18 protein-coding genes and 1 pseudogene are annotated in these 18,513 nt (G+C 56.5%); 8 read left to right on the forward strand and 11 right to left on the reverse strand.

The annotated features are described in order from the left end of the window. The first annotated feature begins 53 nt into the window (after positions 1-53). Positions 54-1,259, forward strand: coding sequence for a DUF2157 domain-containing protein (locus tag MKZ35_RS15120; RefSeq protein WP_482514051.1), 1,206 nt, complete (start codon positions 54-56; stop codon positions 1,257-1,259). Positions 1,260-1,277: 18 nt separating this feature from the next. Then, a complete protein-coding gene (locus MKZ35_RS15125; protein WP_482514052.1) occupies positions 1,278-1,850 on the forward strand; it encodes a GDYXXLXY domain-containing protein in 573 nt (190 codons plus the stop codon). Here MKZ35_RS15125 and MKZ35_RS15130 read toward each other — a convergent pair. Both MKZ35_RS15130 and bshC read right to left on the reverse strand, forming a co-directional pair. Continuing rightward, the gene (locus MKZ35_RS15130; protein ID WP_482514053.1) at positions 1,847-2,422 is read right to left on the reverse strand and encodes a 5-formyltetrahydrofolate cyclo-ligase; all 576 of its coding nucleotides are present in this window, start codon (positions 2,420-2,422) and stop codon (positions 1,847-1,849) included. The two genes, MKZ35_RS15125 and MKZ35_RS15130, sit on opposite strands and share 4 nt — an antisense overlap. Before the next feature lie 54 nt (positions 2,423-2,476). Next, a complete protein-coding gene (gene bshC / locus MKZ35_RS15135) occupies positions 2,477-3,922 on the reverse strand; it encodes a bacillithiol biosynthesis cysteine-adding enzyme BshC (protein ID WP_482514054.1) in 1,446 nt (481 codons plus the stop codon). A gap of 328 nt (positions 3,923-4,250) precedes the next feature. Here bshC and MKZ35_RS15140 point away from each other — a divergent pair, with 328 nt between their 5' ends. Further along, the gene (locus tag MKZ35_RS15140; protein ID WP_482514055.1) at positions 4,251-5,429 is read left to right on the forward strand and encodes an acyltransferase family protein; all 1,179 of its coding nucleotides are present in this window, start codon (positions 4,251-4,253) and stop codon (positions 5,427-5,429) included. Positions 5,430-5,569: 140 nt separating this feature from the next. Here the strand turns inward: MKZ35_RS15140 and rimO are convergent, their stop codons facing one another. From rimO to MKZ35_RS15175, 7 genes are all read right to left on the reverse strand, one after another. Further along, the gene (gene rimO, locus MKZ35_RS15145; RefSeq protein ID WP_482514056.1) at positions 5,570-6,886 is read right to left on the reverse strand and encodes a 30S ribosomal protein S12 methylthiotransferase RimO; all 1,317 of its coding nucleotides are present in this window, start codon (positions 6,884-6,886) and stop codon (positions 5,570-5,572) included. Between the two features lie 278 nt (positions 6,887-7,164). Beyond that, complete coding sequence (gene ftsY / locus MKZ35_RS15150) at positions 7,165-8,142, reverse strand: signal recognition particle-docking protein FtsY (protein WP_482514767.1); 978 nt, start codon at positions 8,140-8,142, stop codon at positions 7,165-7,167. 181 nt (positions 8,143-8,323) lie between these two features. Beyond that, on the reverse strand, positions 8,324-8,485 hold the full coding sequence (locus MKZ35_RS15155) for a DUF4295 domain-containing protein (RefSeq protein ID WP_133271382.1): 162 nt from the start codon (positions 8,483-8,485) through the stop codon (positions 8,324-8,326). A gap of 8 nt (positions 8,486-8,493) precedes the next feature. After that, entirely contained in the window at positions 8,494-8,676 is a 183-nt protein-coding gene (gene rpmG / locus MKZ35_RS15160) for a 50S ribosomal protein L33 (protein ID WP_084445215.1), read from the reverse strand. Positions 8,677-8,919: 243 nt separating this feature from the next. Further along, positions 8,920-10,578, reverse strand: coding sequence for an aminopeptidase P N-terminal domain-containing protein (locus MKZ35_RS15165; protein WP_482514057.1), 1,659 nt, complete (start codon positions 10,576-10,578; stop codon positions 8,920-8,922). A gap of 96 nt (positions 10,579-10,674) precedes the next feature. Then, positions 10,675-10,914 carry a 50S ribosomal protein L28 gene (rpmB, locus tag MKZ35_RS15170; RefSeq protein WP_084445221.1) on the reverse strand — a complete coding sequence of 80 codons (240 nt, stop codon included), beginning with the start codon at positions 10,912-10,914 and terminating at the stop codon, positions 10,675-10,677. Positions 10,915-11,011: 97 nt separating this feature from the next. Next, positions 11,012-11,194 carry a C1orf53 family protein gene (locus tag MKZ35_RS15175; protein WP_482514058.1) on the reverse strand — a complete coding sequence of 61 codons (183 nt, stop codon included), beginning with the start codon at positions 11,192-11,194 and terminating at the stop codon, positions 11,012-11,014. A gap of 130 nt (positions 11,195-11,324) precedes the next feature. Between MKZ35_RS15175 and MKZ35_RS15180 the strand changes: the two genes are divergently transcribed. Next, positions 11,325-12,341, forward strand: a complete 1,017-nt coding sequence (locus tag MKZ35_RS15180; RefSeq protein WP_482514059.1) for a DUF6056 family protein — start codon at positions 11,325-11,327, stop codon at positions 12,339-12,341. After that, positions 12,320-12,811: a hypothetical protein gene (locus MKZ35_RS15185; RefSeq protein ID WP_482514060.1), complete on the forward strand. Its 492-nt coding sequence runs from the start codon at positions 12,320-12,322 to the stop codon at positions 12,809-12,811. Before MKZ35_RS15180 ends, MKZ35_RS15185 begins: the two co-directional genes overlap by 22 nt. A gap of 13 nt (positions 12,812-12,824) precedes the next feature. Here MKZ35_RS15185 and MKZ35_RS15190 read toward each other — a convergent pair whose 3' ends face one another. Next, positions 12,825-13,724 (reverse strand): LEA/WHy family protein, encoded by a 900-nt coding sequence (locus MKZ35_RS15190; RefSeq protein WP_482514061.1) that lies wholly within the window; start codon positions 13,722-13,724, stop codon positions 12,825-12,827. Between the two features lie 215 nt (positions 13,725-13,939). Between MKZ35_RS15190 and rocD the strand changes: the two are divergent. The 3 genes and pseudogenes from rocD (at position 13,940) to hemB (ending at position 16,933) form a co-directional block, all read left to right on the forward strand. Further along, a pseudogene (rocD, locus tag MKZ35_RS15195) lies at positions 13,940-15,183 on the forward strand (ornithine--oxo-acid transaminase). Positions 15,184-15,414: 231 nt separating this feature from the next. After that, positions 15,415-15,795 carry a hypothetical protein gene (locus MKZ35_RS15200; RefSeq protein WP_482514062.1) on the forward strand — a complete coding sequence of 127 codons (381 nt, stop codon included), beginning with the start codon at positions 15,415-15,417 and terminating at the stop codon, positions 15,793-15,795. A 145-nt stretch (positions 15,796-15,940) separates the two neighbouring features. Next, positions 15,941-16,933, forward strand: coding sequence for a porphobilinogen synthase (gene hemB, locus MKZ35_RS15205; RefSeq protein ID WP_482514063.1), 993 nt, complete (start codon positions 15,941-15,943; stop codon positions 16,931-16,933). Between the two features lie 158 nt (positions 16,934-17,091). Here the strand turns inward: hemB and MKZ35_RS15210 are convergent, their stop codons facing one another. Beyond that, on the reverse strand, positions 17,092-18,450 hold the full coding sequence (locus MKZ35_RS15210) for an APC family permease (RefSeq protein WP_482514064.1): 1,359 nt from the start codon (positions 18,448-18,450) through the stop codon (positions 17,092-17,094). Positions 18,451-18,513 lie beyond the last annotated feature (63 nt).

Here is an 18,513-nt window from a genome sequence, read left to right on the forward strand (position 1 = left end):
GGAGTACTTTGTACTTATCTCTTCCATTCCTCCCTCCCTAAGTTGCAGTCTCTATGAGCCGCAAACTCCTTGAAACTGATGGGCCGGAATGGGTAAAGCAGGGCATTATCAGTCCCGAGCAGCATCGGCAGTTGCTGGAGTTATACCCGGAGGATGCGCGGGCTATCGGCTTGCTGCCGCTGCTGGGTAGCCTACTGGTGGGGCTGAGTGCCTTGAGCTTAGTGGCCGCCAACTGGCAGGGCCTGCCCGAGTGGCTGCGCATCACGCTGCTGCTGGGGGGCTTTTTGGGCGCTTATGCTACGGGCGAATTTTTCCTGCGGCGCGGTAATAGCTCGGTGGGCATGGGCCTGGTTGGGCTGGGCCTGATTCTCTTCGGCGCGGCCATCATTCTGACCGGGCAGATGTACCAGCTGATCGGCTACGATGTGACCGGACTCGTGGCCTGGGCCGTGGCAGGCACGCTTCTTACTTATCTGTACCGCAGCCGGTTTCTGTTTGTGCTTACCGTCGTGATTGGGGGCGTGGTGCAGGGCTACACCACCGGCCAACTGGGAGCATTCAGCTACGCGGCGGCGGTGCTTACGGCGGGCGGACTAGGCTACTACTGGTGGCGCCGCCCCGACGTATTACTAGGTGGAGTACTGGCCAGCGGCTTGCTTTGGCAAACGGGTTTACTAATTGCTCACTTACACGCCAAAATCACCTGGTTTTTCGTGCCCGCCATGCTCATTTATGCCGCTGGCGACTGGCAAACTGACCGCCCCGCCGGCCGTGCTCTGCAAGGCCCGTCCCTGATTACGGCGTATCTATTTATGCTGGGGCTGGCGCTATACGGGGAAGTAGGCAGCTATGCGGGTATGCTTCGTCCGCCGTTACTGGCTTACGTAGCGGCGCTCTTGGTGGTGCTGGCCGTGTCGCTGGCCGGTAAGCGGACACGGAACCGGATGGGCAGCGCTACCGATTGGCTGCTGCTATTGCCGGGCTTCTACCTGTCGGGTGGGCTACCGCTGGCCGTGGCCTCCCTGGTGGTACTGTATGCCTACTCAGGGGCAGTGCTATGGCGGGCCCACGCCGAACAAAACCCCGACCGCATAACCCTGGGGACCATTCTATTTATCCTGACCACCATGGTGGCTTACTTCAAGCTGACCTGGGCCTTCATGGACAAGTCCTTGTTTTTCCTCTGCGGTGGCGTACTCTTGCTGGGCTTGAGCTGGTACCTGCGGCGGCGCAATGCCCGCGCCAGCAGCCGCGGTTGATTTTCTCAAAACACATCTATGTTCTCGCTCTTATCCGATCAGCTACCCTTGGCCCAACGGCGGCGGCTGTTGCTGTTGGTCATAGCAGCGCAAGTGCTGTTTATAGTAGCCGTAGCGGCGGCAGGCTATGCCACCACGGCTTATGGTCGCACCATCAGACTCCGTACTACGCCCATCGACCCGCGTGATTTGCTCTACGGCGACTATGTTACCCTGAACTACACTATCAGTCAATTACCCACAGCTTTATGGCGTGAGCCCGGCCCACACCCTCGCCGCGGCGACCCAGTATACGTGGTGCTTCGGCCCGCTGGCGAGGCTTACGAAGCGGTGCGCGTGTATGCTAAAAAACCCGATGTCCCCACCGACCAGGTGGTGCTGCGCGGCTGGGTAGCCGACGGCTGGCGCCGCAACCTGCGCATTCGCTACAACCTCGAGCGCTACTATGTACCCGAGGGCACCGGCCAGGAGATAGAGCGCCGCGGAGCCCGCAAGCCCTTGCTGGTTAACATCAGTATTGCGCCCTGGGGCCAAGCTCGTATTAGTGGCGTAGAAATAGTCTCCTCGGATAGCACCACCGTTCGCCCTTAGCCAAAGTGCCACACCTGGTCAGGCGTAATACAAGCCGTCAGGGTCTGGTCATTGCGGTCTACGTCCGTAATCCGGGCAATAGGCGGCTCAAGTGACAGGCCAATACGCTGCGCATCAGGTCGGCAGTGCGTAAGAAAACGGTCGTAGAAACCCTTGCCATACCCCACCCGGTTGCCGGCTAAGTCGCAAGCTAGCAGCGGTACCAACACGGCATCGAAGACGGTGGGGGGCATTTCTTCAGCGTCTTCAGGTTCCGGTATTCCCCACCGGTTTGCAGCCAGCCGCGTCTTAGCTGTAAACTGATAGTGGCGCAAAGTGGAGCTATCGCCCTGCACCACGGGCACGGCCAGTTGTAAGCCCGGAAACTCTGCCCAGATTCGATGAATGATAAGCCAGGTATCGGGCTCGTTCTGCTGCGAAATAGGCAGAAACAGATGCAGCCAACGCCACTCAGCCACGGAAAAACCGCTGAAAAACTGCTGAGTGAGCAAGGCACTCCGCCGTTGCACTTCGGCGGCGGACAGCGCCCGGCGGCGAGCTAAGAACGTAAGACGGATGTCTGCTTTCAGCATAAGCAAGTAAATAGCTGCTCAGACAAGAGTAAGCGGGCTCTAGTATTCCTCTCTTTACTCTTCCTCTAGTACTGTAAACTCCAGCGCCAGCGGCTCGAAGGCAGCGAGTAACTGCTGCATGAACTCAGGATTGTTGATGAGAATGCTGAGCACGTTATCCACGCGCTCTTGCAGGTCGCCATTAGGGAAAAGCTTGTCTTTTAACGCTGTAAGCTGTGTAAAGACGATTTCGTGCTTGCTTTCGGCGGCTTTGCTGAGGCGCTTTTCTAAGTTGCCAATGCCGGCTGCCGCCTTTTGAGCCTCGGCAGCCACCGTTTTTACAAGCGTAGGGTCGAGGCGCTGCGCGAGGTCGGTTATTTCTTTAAAAATGCCCCCCAGCGCTTCTTGTTGGGCTTTCAAGCTAACTTCTTCCTGTCCCAACGTGCTGCCGACCTGCTTTTTCAACTCCGGTAGCGGTTGAAATAAATCGGCGGCCGTCAGTCCCAGCTTGCGTAGCTTCCCCACATTGGGCTTGCTTATATACAGGCCCGAATTGCGCAGCAAAAGGACCGGAAACGGCACCTTGTTATCAGCAAACACCTGCTTCAGCTGGAACCAGTATGCCACCTCCGCGCCGCCGCCGATGTAGCACAGGTTAGGCAGCAGCATTTCCTGATACAGGGGCCGCAGCACCACATTGGGGCTGAAGCATTCGGGCTGCTGGCGGGCGAGGGTCAGCAGTTCTTCGGGCTGATAGCGCAGATTGGTGTTGCGCACTACCAGCTCGTCGCCATCGGGCTCTATGCGCTCCCGCTTGCCTTCGTCGGTCAGAAAAAATAAGTTGAGCGGGCGGGCATACACCTGCGGCTTGTAGCCAGCGGCAGTGAGCTGCTCATTCGTGGTTTGCACCGCTTTGAATGACGCCTGCGCACTTATTTCCTGCTCCAGTACCGGCACTAATGCTTGCTTCAGGGCGGGCGCGTCAGCGTCCAGACAAACTAACCCCATGTCACCGAACAGCTCCGCTACGAGCTTGCGCGTAGCTCCGGCCAGGGTAGCCGAGGTCCGGTAGGCTTCCGTAAAAGCGGCTGGCACATCCGCCGATAACTGACTGAGCACTTGTTCCTCCAGGCCAGCAAGCGCCATCCGGCCAACCGGACCACCTTCTTTATCGGTTTGCCACTCGTAGTGCTTCCCAAACAAGCTAAAGTGGTTGATTTCGGCGAAGTCGTGGTCTTCGGTGGCCATCCAGTATACCGGCACAAAGTCGTGCTGCGGATACGCTTCTTTCAGCTGCTGGCTCAGCTTTACGGCAGTTATAAGCTTATAAATGAAGTATAACGGCCCTGTAAAGAGGTTGAGTTGGTGCCCCGTAGTAACGGTAAAAGTGGTAGGTTGGGCCAGCAAATCAAGATTAGCCGCCACGCTGGGGGGCAAATTCTCGCCTTGGTATTGCTCGCGCAGACTAGCCACCAGCCGTGCCCGACTATCAGCCGAATAGCTGGCTTGCTTCTCCTCCACTTGCCCCCCAAAGGCCTCTAAAGTCGGGAAGCGGTGATAAAAGGCTTTAGCGCCGCGTGCTGGGCCAGATAATCGGTAACTAAAGCAGAAAAAGCACCGGTAGCGGCGTAAGGGAGGAAGGTCGCGTGCATAGTTGAGGTACTGATAAACTGGTTTAACCAGCCAAGCCCAACAAAGTAACGGGCTATTTCCGTAGTTGTCCGTGCCGCTTCCCCGAATTTGGTTACAAGCGTCCCGAAACACCAGCTATTTTATTCCTAAATGTATATACACGCTGTATTCGGCCTTCAGTAAATTAGCCTCGTCTTTTCCCATTTCGTCCCGTTGCATGTTTCCACGTCCTTACTTTCCCAACCTCGACGGCTTACGGACGGTGGCGTGTCTGGCCGTGTTCTTGATCCATAGCTTCATCAATCTTCCCAGCCCCGAAGTGCAGTCGACGGCGGCCTACCGCTATGGGCTCAACGCGCTGAGCACGGGCCATGTAGGCGTCAATTTCTTCTTTGTGCTGTCGGGCTTTCTCATCACCTATCTGCTGCTTGAGGAGGAGCGCAACTGGGGCCGCTACGACATTCCGGCTTTCTATCGCCGCCGCATTGTGCGTATTTGGCCGCTCTATTACGCCTGCGTAGCATTCGGCTTTTTGGTAATGCCCTGGCTGAAAATCAAGAGCGGGCAGGATTGGGAGGAGGTGGCCAGCCCCTTCTACTATCTTACTTTTCTGGCTAATATGGCGCTGTTTCACGATGGCGCCGATGCTACCGCCTTCAACCTGAGCGTGCTGTGGTCGGTGGCTATTGAGGAACAGTTTTATTTGTTCTGGCCGCTCCTGCTTTTGCTTTTCCGTCGGGCCCGGCCAGCGTTGTTTTTTCTACTCATCGCCTCTTCGCTGGCGTTCCGCTACCTCTACCGCTCCGACGGCGATGTGCTCTACCAGCACACGTTCTCCGTACTGTCTGATCTGGTAATGGGTGGGGGCGCGGCGTGGCTTGCTTTTCACCGGCCCAACTTTCGGGAGTGGGTAAGCTCCTGGTCCCGGCTTGCTATCGTTTTGGGCTACGTAGCAGGCCTTTCCCTCATCCTCGGGCAAGAGCACTTGCTTACCGGCCCCGTGCTGCTTACTGGGCGGCGCGTGGTGTTAGCGCTGTTCTTTGTATTCGTTATTCTGGAGCAAAACTATGCTACTCAGTCGTTTTACAAAATGAGCCGCAACCGCCTCTTTACTTATTGGGGCACTTTCACTTACGGTTTTTACTGCCTCCACCCTATCGGCCTGCAAATAGCGCTGATAGGCGTACGCCGTTTCTGGCCCGGCCCCGAAAACCTGAGCTTCGTGTTTGTGTATTCTGCCGTAGCCTTGCTTATCAGTGCCGCTATGGCCTGGGTCAGCTACCGCTACTTCGAAACGCCCTTCCTCCGGCTGAAGGGCCGCTCACGCACTGCTACGGCTATTCCGTCTGCCGCCGAGCCTATACTGGCACCCGCGTCGGTAGCGGGGGAGAAATAGCCAAGCGCTTTCACGGATGCGGGGGGCTTTTTTCAATGTTGTAATACCGCCGCTTCTACTCTATTGCATGCAGAAAAAAGCCCCCAGAACAAGTTTCGACTTGCTCTGGGGGGCTTTTTTCTACGGGTCGTCGGTCCGTCTTAGCGAACCAGCGTGCCGTATAGGTCGAAGTCCGAAGCGTCGTGGATAAGCACGGGTGCGAAGTCGCCTAAGCGAACGTGGGTATCAGGAGTAGCCGCTACCAGTACCTCGTTATCTACTTCGGGAGAGTCGAATTCAGTACGGCCCACAAAGTAGCCGCTTTCCTTACGGTCGAACAGCACCTTATAGGTCTGGCCAACTTTCTGCTCGTTCAGCTCCATCGAAACTCCTTGCTGCAACTCCATAATCTGGTCGGCGCGCTCTTGCTTTAGCTCCGCAGGCACATCATCAGCCAGAGAGTGCGAATGGGTATTTTCTTCGTGCGAATAGGTAAAAATGCCCAACCGGTCGAAGCGGGTGCGCTCCACGAAGTCGTACAGCTCCTCAAAATCCTGTTCCGTTTCGCCGGGGTGGCCCGCAATAAGCGTCGTGCGGAGCGCAATGCCCGGCACGCGCTGGCGCATCGTATCTACCAGCTCTATGGTGCGGCGCTTGCTGATGCCCCGACGCATAGTTTTCAGCATGTTATCCGAAATATGCTGCAAGGGCATATCCAGGTACTTACAGATATTGGAGCGCTCGGCCATTACATCCAGAGCATCCAGCGGAAACTGCGAAGGGTAAGCATATTGCAGCCGAATCCAGTCGATGCCGTTTACATCGGACAGGTTGCGGAGCAAGTCAGCCAGCTTACGTTCGCCATAAGCCTGCAAGCCATAATAAGTCAAATCCTGAGCAATAAGAATCAACTCTTTCGTGCCCATGGAAGCTAGTCGCTTTGCTTCGCGTACCAGGTCCTCCATCGGCCGATCCACGTGCTTGCCGCGCATCAGTGGGATGGCGCAGAACGAGCAGGGCCGGTTACATCCCTCGGCAATCTTGAAGTAAGCGTAGTGCGAAGGCGTCGTAATCAGCCGCTCACCTATCAGCTCGTGCATATAGTCAGCCTCCAGGGTCTTGAGCAGCTGTGGCAGCTCCAGCGTCCCGAAGTAGGCGTCTACCTGCGGTATTTCTACCTCCAAGTCCGCCTTGTAGCGCTGCGACAGGCAGCCCGTCACGTAGAGCTTCTCCAAGCGGCCCGCTTCTTTCTCGTCAGCGTAGCGCAGAATGGTGTCGATGCTTTCCTGCTTGGCGTTATCAATAAAGCCGCAAGTGTTGATAATCACAATGTTGGCATCACTAGTAACTGCCTCGTGCGTTACATCGAACTGGTTGGCCCGGAGCTGGCCCATAAGCACTTCCGAGTCCACTACATTCTTGGAGCAGCCCAGCGTAATGACGTTTACTTTATTGGCCCGAGTGCCTTTTACTTTCATAAAAATAGAGTAAGCAGTAAGCAGACTAAAGAGCCTAATCCTGAATGAATTGCCCCCAGCAGCTCGCCGCGAAAATGGGAGCGCAAAGGTACGCATGAGCCAACGCCTTTTCCTAGACTGAACGTTCATTCGTCTGTGTAGCTACTTCGCCTCGTTTGGCGCTTTAGCCAGTAGCTAACTCCTGAGCAGGAGGCCCAGCGGCGTCACCTTCTCTGTGAAGCGTAAAAAAGCCCCCCAGCGCCGGCCATGCGGATTGGGGGGCTTTTTTACACTTCAGCTTACTTCTTCGAAAACAGCGAATTTACAAAGGTATGCCGGTCAAACAGCTGCAAATCCGTCATCTTCTCCCCCACCCCAATATAGCGCACCGGGATATTGAATTGGTCGGAAATACCGATAACCACGCCACCCTTTGCGGTGCCATCGAGCTTGGTAATAGCTAGCGCTGAAACTTCCGTAGCGCGCGTGAATTCTTTGGCTTGCAGAAAAGCGTTTTGACCAGTGCTGCCATCGAGTACCAGCAGCACTTCGTGGGGCGCATCGGGAATCACCTTTTGCATCACGCGCTTGATCTTGCTTAGCTCGTTCATCAGGTTCACCTTGTTGTGCAGGCGGCCGGCCGTATCGATAATGACTACGTCGGCCTGCATTTCCAGGCCTTTCTGCACGGCATCGTAGGCTACGGAAGCCGGGTCGGTGTTCATACCGTGCGAAATGACGGGTACGCCCACGCGCTGCCCCCACACGATGAGCTGGTCCACGGCGGCGGCCCGAAACGTATCGGCGGCGCCCAGCACCACTTTTTTGCCGGCCGAGTGGAAGCGGTGGGCCAATTTGCCAATGGTGGTGGTTTTGCCCACACCATTTACGCCCACCACCATGATTACGAAGGGCCCGGTATACGCACCCGTGTCGGGCCGGTCGAGGGTGGCGCTGCCGGAGTTGTTTTCGGAGAGCAGCTCGGCAATTTCTTCGCGCAGAATGCGGTCCAGCTCACTGGTACTCACGAACTTGTCGCGGGCCACGCGGTCCTCAATGCGCTTAATGACCTTGACGGTCGTATCAATGCCCACGTCGGCGTGCACCAGTACACCCTCCAGATCGTCGAGAACCTCTTCGTCTACCTTGCTCTTGCCAACAACCGCCTTGCTGAGCTGGTCGAAGAAGCTGGCTTTAGACTTTTCCAGCCCTTTGTCCAGCGACTCCTGCTGCTCCTTGCTTTCTTTATCCTTTTTGAAAAAGTCGAAAAGTCCCATGGGTGAGGAAGTAGCGCGAAGCTCCAGCTTCGCGTATCGTTGCATGCAAATAGTTACCACAAGCTAGCTAAACTAATTGGGCAACGACGCACGAGGCTGGAGCTTCGTGCTACAACGCAAAAAAGTCCCACTGCTGGCGGGACTTCTTCACTTACTACAGGAACGCCACAAAGGCGTCGAATTACTTGGTCCCGGAGGCCAAATACTCCTGCACTTTGTCTACGAGCACCATTTCCTCGCGGAAGGTGTAAGCGCCGGTTTTTGGCGACTTCACGGCACGAATGACTTTAGCCCAGTCTTTTCCGCCCGCTACTTTCAGGGTTGCTACTACTTTCTTAGCCATTGCTCAGCTTACTTAATTTCCTTGTGAACGGTCATCTTCCGCAGGACAGAGTTGAATTTCTTCAATTCAATGCGCTCGGGAGTGTTCTTACGATTCTTCGTAGTGATATAGCGCGAGGTGCCTGGCTGGCCCGAGTTCTTGTGCTCGGTGCACTCCAGGATTACCTGCACCCGGTTTCCTTTCTTAGCCATCTCGACTGGGGTTTTTTGGATTAAGGACTGCAAAGGTACAAGCCTTTGCGGAATTACCAAACGGTCAGGGCAATGTAATTCTTACTTTTTACTTGAGCCGGAGATATATGTAACGCGAAGTGGTGCTTCGCCTTGCGTTGTTTAGCTGCACAGATCACCAAAAAAGCCCCCCGGCGGCATTGTTCAACGAGCGAAGCACCACTTCGCGTTACATGCAGTGATTCCCCAAGCGGGAGCTTAGTGTTATTTCAGCGCCGGGAGCTTAAAATCGTCCAGAGCACTTGGTTTGGCCATCAGGGCTTCAATATCGGCTACCGTGCGGGGGGCATCTTTGGAAAGATTCTCCCAGCCTTTGTCCGTTACCAGCACATCATCCTCAATGCGGACGCCGATGTTCCACCACTTTTTGTCGCAGGGGCTGTCGGCGGGAATATAAATACCCGGCTCAACAGTAATAACATTACCATTGCGCAAGGGTCCGTAGGTACCTCGGTCGTGGACATCGAGGCCTAAGTAGTGCGACGTACCGTGGGGGAAATAGCGGCGAGCTTCCTTGGCATCTTTGATGATACCCAGCTTGATTAAGCCCTCGGCAACAACTTTTCGGGCGGCTTCATCGGGTGCCTGGAAGGCGTTGCCGGGCTTGCACTGCTCGAAGCCGGATTGTTGTGCCGCCAGCACCAACTCGTAAATCTGGCGCTGCTCGGTGGTGAACTTGCCAGTGGCCGGAATGGTGCGGGTTACGTCGGCGGTGTAACCGTGGTACTCGGCGCCGCAGTCCATCAGAATCAGCTCATTACCAAGGCGAGGCTTGTCATTGACGGTGTAGTGGAGCACGCAGGCGTTGTTGCCGGCCCCCACAATGCTGGGGTAGCCCTCAAACTCGGCGCCGTACTTTTTGTACACATACTCGTGCAGGCCCTGCACTTCCATCTCAGTCATATCCGGCTTCATCGCCTTCATCACCTCCTGCTGGCCCACGGCCGAAATCTGGATGGCCCGGCGCAGGTGCTTCATCTCCTCCGGCGTTTTCACCTCGCGCATGTCATCCAGCAACGCCGACAAGGCCGAGCCATCGAAGCGGGAGGCGGGCAGGGCAGCCACGGCCTGCTTGCGCGTGTCGTCGGTGGTGGCTTTCAGGTAGGCTTGCAAATAACGGTCAGAGGCCAGTTGGGGCTGCTCTTGCGTTAGATTAGTGAGGTAAGGCCCCAGGTTAGCGGCGGCGGGCGTACCAGCATACTTGCGGATCAGATCATACGCTTCTTTGCGGCTGGCATTGTAGTCGGCGGGGAAATTTGCCCCCTGACGGAAGGTTTGGATGAGGCTGTATACGTCGCCGGGATTAGCGGCATCGTCGCGGGCATCCTGGGGCTGATCCAGGAACAGCACTTGCTCGAAGCTGCTCCAGGGCAACTTCGCGTTGGCAAATTCCTTGTTGTCCTCTACGTATTGCAGCTTGAGCTGCTGCTTGGTACCCTCGGTGCCGAGGCGGCGGCCCGTCCACTGTTCGGCCTTGGGGTCGCGGGGCTGCACGTACAGGGCTTCGGTCACGCCACTTTGCCCCCCAATGTTCTGGGGCTCCTTGAACAGCAGTAGCACGGCGTCGGGCTCGTCGTAGCCGGTGAGGTAGAAGAGGTCGGGGTTCTGGTGGTACTGAAAGTCTACGTCGTTGGCCCGGTTGCGGACGGGGGCCGCAAACAAAACGGCAACGGAGCGAGCTGGCAGCTTTTGTCGCAGCAGCTCTCTCCGTTGCCGGTGAAAGGCGGGGTCCATAAAATCGGCAGGGCGGTCGGGGCCAGCGGCGCGCTGGGCGCTCACCTCTGGTACGAAACTCGCCAGCAGCGTCGCTACGCAAGCGACACGGACCAGCCGGGGGGCATTTTTCAACAAAAATAGGAGCATAATGGGGGAAAGACGGCGGATAGCGCCCCAACGTTGCGTCGGGGCCGGGCAGTTCGCCCGGCGCGTCTCTCGGCTCCTAAAACTGCCGAAAAAACCTTAGTAAACGATGAAGCCTTTTTCCTTCGCCTTCTTCAAGGTGGCCATGATGCCATTCTTGTTGATGGTGCGGATAGTGCTGGTCGCTACTTTCAGGGTCACCCAGGAATCTTCCTCGGGAATGTAGAAGCGCTTCTTCTGCAGGTTGGGGTAAAACTTGCGCTTCGTCTTGTTGTTGGCGTGCGACACGTTGTTGCCTACGCGGGTACGCTTGCCGGTTAGATCACAAACTCGGGCCATGATATCAGGAACTTAAGAGGTTTCAGTACTGGAAAAAGGGACGCAAATATCGGTAAAAGTCCGACACCGACAAACTGGCCCGTTGAAAAATAGCGTGTTAGCTGCCCTCGGGGCCGCTGGGGGGCGTTTTTTTCTCGCGGCCATAGCTCCACGGGCAGTGCCGGCAGACGTTTTTGCAGCAGCTGCCCCGCCGTCGGTGGTATTGCTCTGTGAACACCAGATAGCCTTCGGGCGTGTAGTAAAAGTCGCCGGGTTCGAGGGGTTGCGGAGTTGCGGGCATGAACTGATGACAAGCTAGGAGGCAAAAGTACGACGGTTCGCTTGTTGTATCTTGCCCACTTTAAATGGAGGCGGTTGGCACCAAGAGCTTCGCCTGCCCAATTAGCTTTAAGTAACACCTGCGCTTCCATATGGCCATCCCTTCCCGGCCCTTTTCTCGCCTTCCTCTGCTAGTACTTGTGCTGGTAACGACGGCAGCGGTAGTCCCATTTCTACTTTTAAGCTACTACAATCATCCGTTCATGGATGATTACTATAACGCTGCTAATGTGCGCACTACCGGACTCTGGGCCCAGCAAATTGAGCTGTATCTGCGCTGGACCGGTCGCTTTTCTTCCTCCCTGTTTGTTACCGCTGCTAATCCATTGGTCTACGGCTGGTACGATGGGTTCCGCTGGATGCCCGCCCTCACTTTGCTGGCCACATTAGGCACTATTTTTCTGGGTCTGCGCACGCTTAGCCAACGGCGAATACCGCGCACGCAGGCGGCGTTGGCAGCAGCTATTTTCCTGCTATTTTACCTGCATATGATTCCCGACCCGTACTCGGCCATCTATTGGTTTACGGGCTCGATAGTGTATCACGTCGCCGGGCTCACGTTGTTGCTCGTGTTTATTGCCTCCGAACGAGCCCGGCAAACGACCAAAGCCTGGAGCCGGCATGGCTGGCAAGTGGTAGCGGTCATCTGCGCCATAGCAGCAGCGGCGGCTAACGAAATGACGATGCTGCATCTGCTGCTGGTTCTGACACTATTACTAGCCGTTAATTGGTACCGCCGTCAATGGCCCCAAGTACGGTGGTGGGGCGGCCTATTGCTACTGACGATAGCGGTGGCCACAGTCACCGTGGTAGCCCCCGGAAACTACGTGCGCATGCAGTTCGAAGGGTACAGCAAAGATCCTAACGGACAAAATCTGGTGTGGCAGCTGCTAGCGGCCGTGCCCGACACCCCAGGTACCATGTTTCGTCTACTCGTGCGACGCGGCTTGGCTTTTAAATCGCTGCTACCTATGCTCCTTTGGCTACCCACGGCTACCTACTGGCAACGACAAGGCTGGCTAAGCACGACTATTCGGTTGCCATGGTACTGGGGGGCTTTTTTATGCTGGCAAGCTATGGGCTTAGCATGCTTTTATTTATTGGCGTGATGAAGCAGATGCCGCCAGACCGCGCCATAAATGGCTTGTTGCTGTTTCTGTTTCCAACCGGTATGTTAGCTATCTGGGCTGAGCTGGCTTATCAAGCGCGCCCGGTGGCCTGGCAATTACCCGGCTGGCTATTGCGTTGGGGGCCAGCAGTATATATCAGCGTTTTCAGCTGGGTGGGCATTCCCCGGCGAGCCTGGCAGGAGCTGATACTAAGCGCGCCCGCCTACGACCAGCAGCTTCTGGCCCGCGAGGCGCAACTACGGGCAGCGTGGTCGAAAGGGGTTGAATATGTGGTCGTGAAACCGATTATGGGCGTCAGGCCGTACCGGGTACTGATAACTGAGTGGGAACTGACGACCGAACCCGGCCATTACATCAATTCCGAAACCGCCCTGTATTTTGATGTAAAGAGCATCGCTGTCGACAAGAAACTACTGCCCAAAGCCCACCCTGATTTTCATTATCACTAAAGGCTGGGGGTTTTTACTTCGGAATATTCTTCAAATCCTTGAGTGTACCGGTGCTGGCAAAATTCATATTCACGTCCTTCGGATTTTGTTTGCCGGCGGCAAAAATCACTTTGCCATCCAGTTTATAGTCCGTTTTCTCAGCCCTGAATAGTGTTTTAAACGCCACTTTCGGCATCTTTTTGGGCTGAAACGTCACCCGAATCGGCATAATCTCGGTGCCCTTTTTATTGAACGTAACGTCCTTTTCCTCTACCCCGCGCACGTCCAGATCGTCGCCTCCAACGCGGAAACGGTAGGTAACTTGCTTGATGGTGACCGGAAATGGATTGTAATTGGTGATGCGCAGACGCACCACGGCTTCCCCATTCTTGAGGCCCATATCGGTGATATCCACGTCGGCTACTTCTACCTTGGGCAGTTTGGGTATGTACACTTTCTTGCTGACCGTCACGGGGATACGCTCGGCACCTACCACGGGCAGACGAGTATAGAGAATCATGGTCATCTGCACGTCTACGCAGTCTTGCTGCATCGCTTTCACCTTAGCGGCCACCTTGCTCAGGTCAACATTTACGGGCACCTCTATTTTGCTCATTCCCTGCGATTTCACTACCGTAGGCTCGTCCTGCGAGCCTTGGGCCAGCAACTCACCGTCGAGGCGGGTAATGTAGCTGAAGCTGTCCACGCGCATGGTCACGGGCACATTGTTGCGCAGCTCCACGGCCATTGTGGCCTTCAATGAGTCGGGCGTGATATTGCCCATCTGCATAGAGGCGTTAGCCAGCGTGGGCAGCAGTTTTTTGCCTTTATCGGTAGCCACATACGTGATGCCAAGTCCTAGTACCAGCAATAGTAACAAGACTAACAATACCGTTAGCACCGGATGGCGGCGCGAGAAAGATGGGGAGGCCATTACACAAAGGATTAAATAATAATCAGTTAGCGTCGAGCTTATTGCTGATCGGAATAGTACACTGACTTATGCGTCCGCTGTTAGCAGTACGGGAATATGCACTCTCGTTGTTACGGTTGAGCTTCCTAAAAATGCCCCCCAGCAGCCTTCCCGGCGTTTTTGCGTAATTTCGAGTCTGGAAATTATTCCCGCTTTACCCCAATTCTGCTTCGCTTATGGAAACCACCCCCGCCACCGCCCACCGCAGTCAGGAGTTTATGAACCTCGAAGACCGCTACGGCGCCCACAACTATCATCCCTTGCCGGTGGTGTTGAGCCGGGGCGAAGGCGTGCACCTCTGGGACGTGGAAGGCAAGCAGTATCTCGACTTTTTATCGGCCTACTCGGCCGTAAATCAGGGCCACTGCCACCCCCGCATCGTAGGAGCCATGATAGAGCAAGCCCAGCGCCTCACGCTCACCTCCCGAGCCTTCTTCAACGATCAGCTCGGCCCTGCAGAAAAGCAGCTGTGTGAGCTGTTCAACTACGATAAAGCTCTGCTGATGAACTCCGGGGCCGAGGCCGTGGAAACGGCCCTGAAACTGGCCCGCAAGTGGGGATACCAGGAGAAAGGCATTACTCCAAACCAGGCGCGTATTATCGTGGCCGAGCACAACTTTCACGGCCGCACCACCGGCATCATCTCCTTCAGCACCGACCCCGACAGCACCGGCGGCTTTGGCCCCTACAACCCTGGCTACGAGGTAGTACCCTACGACGACCTGGAGGCGCTGGAAGAAGCGCTAAAAGATCATCAGGTGTGTGCCTTCATGGTGGAGCCCATTCAGGGCGAAGCGGGCGTGGTGGTGCCTTCCGAAGGATATCTGGCGAAGGCGCAAGCGTTGTGCAAAGCGCATAATGTCCTCTTCATTGCCGACGAAATTCAGACTGGCCTGGGCCGCACCGGCGAGTGGCTGGCCAGCTACTATGAGGGCGTGCACGCCGATATTCTGATTCTGGGTAAAGCCTTATCAGGCGGCGCTATGCCGGTGTCGGCGGTGCTGGCGCAGGATGCGGTGATGCTCACGATTCAGCCGGGGCAGCACGGCTCTACTTTCGGTGGAAACCCGCTGGCCTGCGCCGTCATGCGGGCTTCTTTAGATGTAATTCGGGATGAGAACCTGGTCGAGAATGCGCGCGTGCTGGGCGAAATATTCCGTGAGCGGATGCGCCAAGTACAGCAAAAGCGCCCCGATGTAGTGGAGCTAGTACGTGGCAGAGGCCTGCTCAACGCCGTGATTATCAAGCCCACCGACGATGGCCGCACCGCCTGGGATGTGTGCGTGACGCTGATGGAGCGCGGCCTGCTAGCCAAGCCCACCCACGGCGACATTATCCGATTTGCCCCCCGCTGGTTATCACCGAAGAGCAGTTGCACGAAGCCTGCGACCTGATCGAGTCGGTGCTACTGGCCTTCTAAGCTCTTCCTTTTTGCTCTTCGTAAGCGGACTTCTCCAAGCTGAGGAGTCCGCTTATTTTTTAATTTTCGACTCATGAATTTGAGACCTTGGCGCCTCTGGGGGGATTTTTGCTATTGCCATTCCTTAGTTGCCGCAGCGAAAAAGCAGTCTTCAATTTCCAATCAACCACCGCAAGCATAGAGTCAAAAGCTGTAGCTTCTGCTGGTGTATCGACAGACAGCGTGCCTATTGTGGCTGAAGCAGCGCACAGAGTCCGGGTAGCTGAGCTACCGGGTGTTCCAGCATTTTCATCCAGCTCCGACAGCAAGCCTGCTGGCAGAAAGCCGGCTATTCGCAGGCAGATAAGTAAAGCCTCACCCGCTGCTTTTCCCCTTAAATCCAGGCACTCGGCAGCGTCGAAATACCAGCAAACCGCCAACCGAGACACGTTTCATCTTGTGCTGGGCGCGGGCTTAATAGTTGGCGGCGTGGTAACTGGTTTACTCCTGGGGGGTTGGCTGGGCCTCGGCGTGGGCGCACTGATTGTGCTGCTGGGAGATTATTTTCTGATCCTGGGCATTGGCGGTCCGCACGCGTGGAAGGAGATCTTTCAGGAGTTTTTTAACCTGTAGCCTAAGCGAAACGCTTTTCTGTAGTAGCCCGTCTGCTGGTTTTACTTTCCTGTTTTGGCGGCTGGGGGGCAAATTCACTTTAACCTACCGGCAACCTTACCTTTGCGGCAGTTGTTCTGTCCCGTCTTATCACTGAAAACAACCTATGGCGCTTCTCCCCACGCACCGCCCCCGGCGTAACCGCAAGTCGGAAGTCATTCGCGAGTTGGTGCAGGAAACCAACCTCACCACCCACGATTTTATCTATCCTCTCTTCCTCACCGAAGGCCAGAATCAGCTGGTGGAGGTGAAGTCCATGCCGGGCATTTTTCGCTACTCCGCCGACCGTATCATTGATGAGATTGGCGCCTGTGTGGAGCTGGGCATTAAAGCGTTTGCCCCGTTTCCGCAGATTAACGAGGAGCTGAAGGACCGCCTGGCCCGCGAAAGCGCCAACCCCGACGGCCTGTACCTGCGCACCGTGGCCGACATCAAGCGTCACTTCCCTGAGGTGGTGCTCATGACCGATGTGGCCATGGACCCGTACAGCTCCGACGGCCATGATGGTATTGTAGATGCCGAAAGCGGCGAGATTCTGAATGATGCCTCCCTGGAAGTGCTCGGCCAAATGGCCCTGGCTCAGGCCCGCGCCGGCGCCGACATCATCGGCCCTTCTGATATGATGGACGGCCGCGTGGCCTTCATCCGCGATGTGCTCGACCGCAATGCTTTCCAGCAGGTGAGCATTATGAGCTACACCGCCAAGTACGCCTCGGCTTTCTACGGCCCGTTCCGCGACGCGCTGGGTTCAGCCCCGAAAAAAGGCGACAAGAAAACCTACCAGATGAACCCCGCTAACCGCCGCGAAGCTCTACGCGAGCTGGCTCTCGACGAGCAGGAAGGCGCCGATATGGTGATGATTAAGCCCGCCCTGAGCTACCTCGATATTATCCGGGAAGTGCGCAATGCGACTACCCTGCCCGTCACGGCCTACAATGTATCGGGGGAGTACGCTATGGTGAAAGCCGCCGCCCAAAACGGCTGGATCGACGGTGAGCGCACCATGATGGAAGTGCTGCTCAGCATCAAGCGCGCCGGCGCCGACGCCATCCTGACTTATTTTGCCAAGGAAGCAGCGCAGGTGCTGCGGCGCGGGTAACTGCCCCCCGCACGTCATGCAGAGCAAAGCGAAGCATCTCGCGTGTTTATCTGAGTTAGTACTCCCACTAAACACGCGAGATGCTTCGCTTTGCTCTGCATGACCTTCCCTCCTGCTAGCGCACATCTGCGACGCGTGCCAGCAGGAGGGAAGGTCATTTACTGCTCAAACGGCCATCTTCCCAGCCTACGGCTCCAGAGCAAAAACACGACCACACCCGCGCCAATCACCGTCAGGCCCGACAGCATAAACGCGGGGCCCGTGCTCCAGAAAATCAGTAGCCAAACAGCCACGGCTATGATGACGGGTAAGGGATAAAGCGGCATTCGGAAAGGCAGGCCGGATGTGCCGCGCCGGCGGCGAAGCACTACTAAGCCGACGGCTTGCCCCACAAATTGCACCAGAATACGCATGGCCAGAATAGCGGTAATGACTTCGCCCAGGCGGAACAGCAGGCTAAACACAAAGCCCACTCCACCCAGCACCAACAGAGAAACGTGCGGAAACTGCTTGGTAGGATGCACCTTGGCAAACACCGGCAGAAACTCCCCATCGGCGGCGGCGGCGTACGGGATGCGCGAGTAGCCCAGCAGCACGGCAAACAGCGAGGCAAACGCCACCCACAGCACCAGCGCCGTGGCCAGCTTAGCAGCCGTGCTGCCATAAATCGTCTCGACGAAGGTGCTCACGATGAACTCGGAGTGCTGCGCCTGCTGCCAGGGAATGACCGTACCTACGCTCCAGTTCAGGAGCAGGTACAAGACCGCAATACCCACAATACTCAGGAAGATGCTGCGCGGAATAACACGCTCCGGGTTGCGAATTTCGCCCCCCAGGTGGCACACGTTGTAGTAGCCCAGGTAGCTATAAATGGTTTTCACGGCCGCTTGTCCCAGCGCTACCGAAAACAGCAGGCCCGGCAGCTCCGAAATGCCCCCCACCGGCAGCCAGGCCACCGTATGATTTGCATGAGTCAGGCCGCCGAAGATCAGCCAGCCCATGAGGCCCAGCACGCCTACCCACAGCAGCACGCCCAGGCGTCCAATATCATCGATGCGGCGGTAGAGCAGGGCAATGAGCACCAGCACCACGGTCCCGCTCACCAGTTTGGGCTGCCACCACTCGGTGAGGGGCACTAAGTAGCCGAAGTATTGGGCGAAGCCAATAGCCCCCGACGCCACCACCAGCGGCGCCTGCACCAGGGTTTGCCACACGTACAAAAACGACATCAATCGGCCCCATTTGGCCTCACCATAGGCCAGCTTGAGAAAGCGGTAGCTGCCGCCGGCCTCGGGGTAGGCGGCGCCCAGCTCGGCCCACACCATGCCATCAACAACCGCCAAAGCTGCGCCCACCATCCAGGCCAGCAGAAAGTACGGCCCCATCAGGTGCATGACCAGCGGCAGCACCACAAACGGCCCAATGCCCACCATGTCAATCATGTTCAGGGCGGTGGCTTGCACCAGTCCCAAGTCGCGGCGAAGAGCAGGCGGCTTTGCTGAGTCGAGTTCAGGCATTTGTTTAGAAGAGGAGAAGTCCGGACAGGAGATAGATAAGCTAACCAGCGCCGTAAAAGTCGG

This window comes from Hymenobacter sp. R533113 (genome assembly GCF_056835965.1).

Excerpts from the sequence above, each read along its gene's own strand:
- MKZ35_RS15120 (WP_482514051.1), top strand. The coding sequence starts at position 54 with ATGAGCCGCAAACTCCTTGAAACTGATGGGCCGGAATGGGTAAAGCAG.
- MKZ35_RS15125 (WP_482514052.1), top strand. The coding sequence starts at position 1,278 with ATGTTCTCGCTCTTATCCGATCAGCTACCCTTGGCCCAACGGCGGCGG.
- MKZ35_RS15130 (WP_482514053.1), bottom strand. The coding sequence starts at position 2,422 with ATGCTGAAAGCAGACATCCGTCTTACGTTCTTAGCTCGCCGCCGGGCG.
- MKZ35_RS15140 (WP_482514055.1), top strand. The coding sequence starts at position 4,251 with ATGTTTCCACGTCCTTACTTTCCCAACCTCGACGGCTTACGGACGGTG.
- rimO (WP_482514056.1), bottom strand. The coding sequence starts at position 6,886 with ATGAAAGTAAAAGGCACTCGGGCCAATAAAGTAAACGTCATTACGCTG.
- ftsY (WP_482514767.1), bottom strand. The coding sequence starts at position 8,142 with ATGGGACTTTTCGACTTTTTCAAAAAGGATAAAGAAAGCAAGGAGCAG.
- MKZ35_RS15155 (WP_133271382.1), bottom strand. The coding sequence starts at position 8,485 with ATGGCTAAGAAAGTAGTAGCAACCCTGAAAGTAGCGGGCGGAAAAGAC.
- rpmG (WP_084445215.1), bottom strand. The coding sequence starts at position 8,676 with ATGGCTAAGAAAGGAAACCGGGTGCAGGTAATCCTGGAGTGCACCGAG.
- MKZ35_RS15165 (WP_482514057.1), bottom strand. The coding sequence starts at position 10,578 with ATGCTCCTATTTTTGTTGAAAAATGCCCCCCGGCTGGTCCGTGTCGCT.
- rpmB (WP_084445221.1), bottom strand. The coding sequence starts at position 10,914 with ATGGCCCGAGTTTGTGATCTAACCGGCAAGCGTACCCGCGTAGGCAAC.
- MKZ35_RS15175 (WP_482514058.1), bottom strand. The coding sequence starts at position 11,194 with ATGCCCGCAACTCCGCAACCCCTCGAACCCGGCGACTTTTACTACACG.
- MKZ35_RS15180 (WP_482514059.1), top strand. The coding sequence starts at position 11,325 with ATGGCCATCCCTTCCCGGCCCTTTTCTCGCCTTCCTCTGCTAGTACTT.
- MKZ35_RS15185 (WP_482514060.1), top strand. The coding sequence starts at position 12,320 with ATGCTTTTATTTATTGGCGTGATGAAGCAGATGCCGCCAGACCGCGCC.
- MKZ35_RS15190 (WP_482514061.1), bottom strand. The coding sequence starts at position 13,724 with ATGGCCTCCCCATCTTTCTCGCGCCGCCATCCGGTGCTAACGGTATTG.
- hemB (WP_482514063.1), top strand. The coding sequence starts at position 15,941 with ATGGCGCTTCTCCCCACGCACCGCCCCCGGCGTAACCGCAAGTCGGAA.
- MKZ35_RS15210 (WP_482514064.1), bottom strand. The coding sequence starts at position 18,450 with ATGCCTGAACTCGACTCAGCAAAGCCGCCTGCTCTTCGCCGCGACTTG.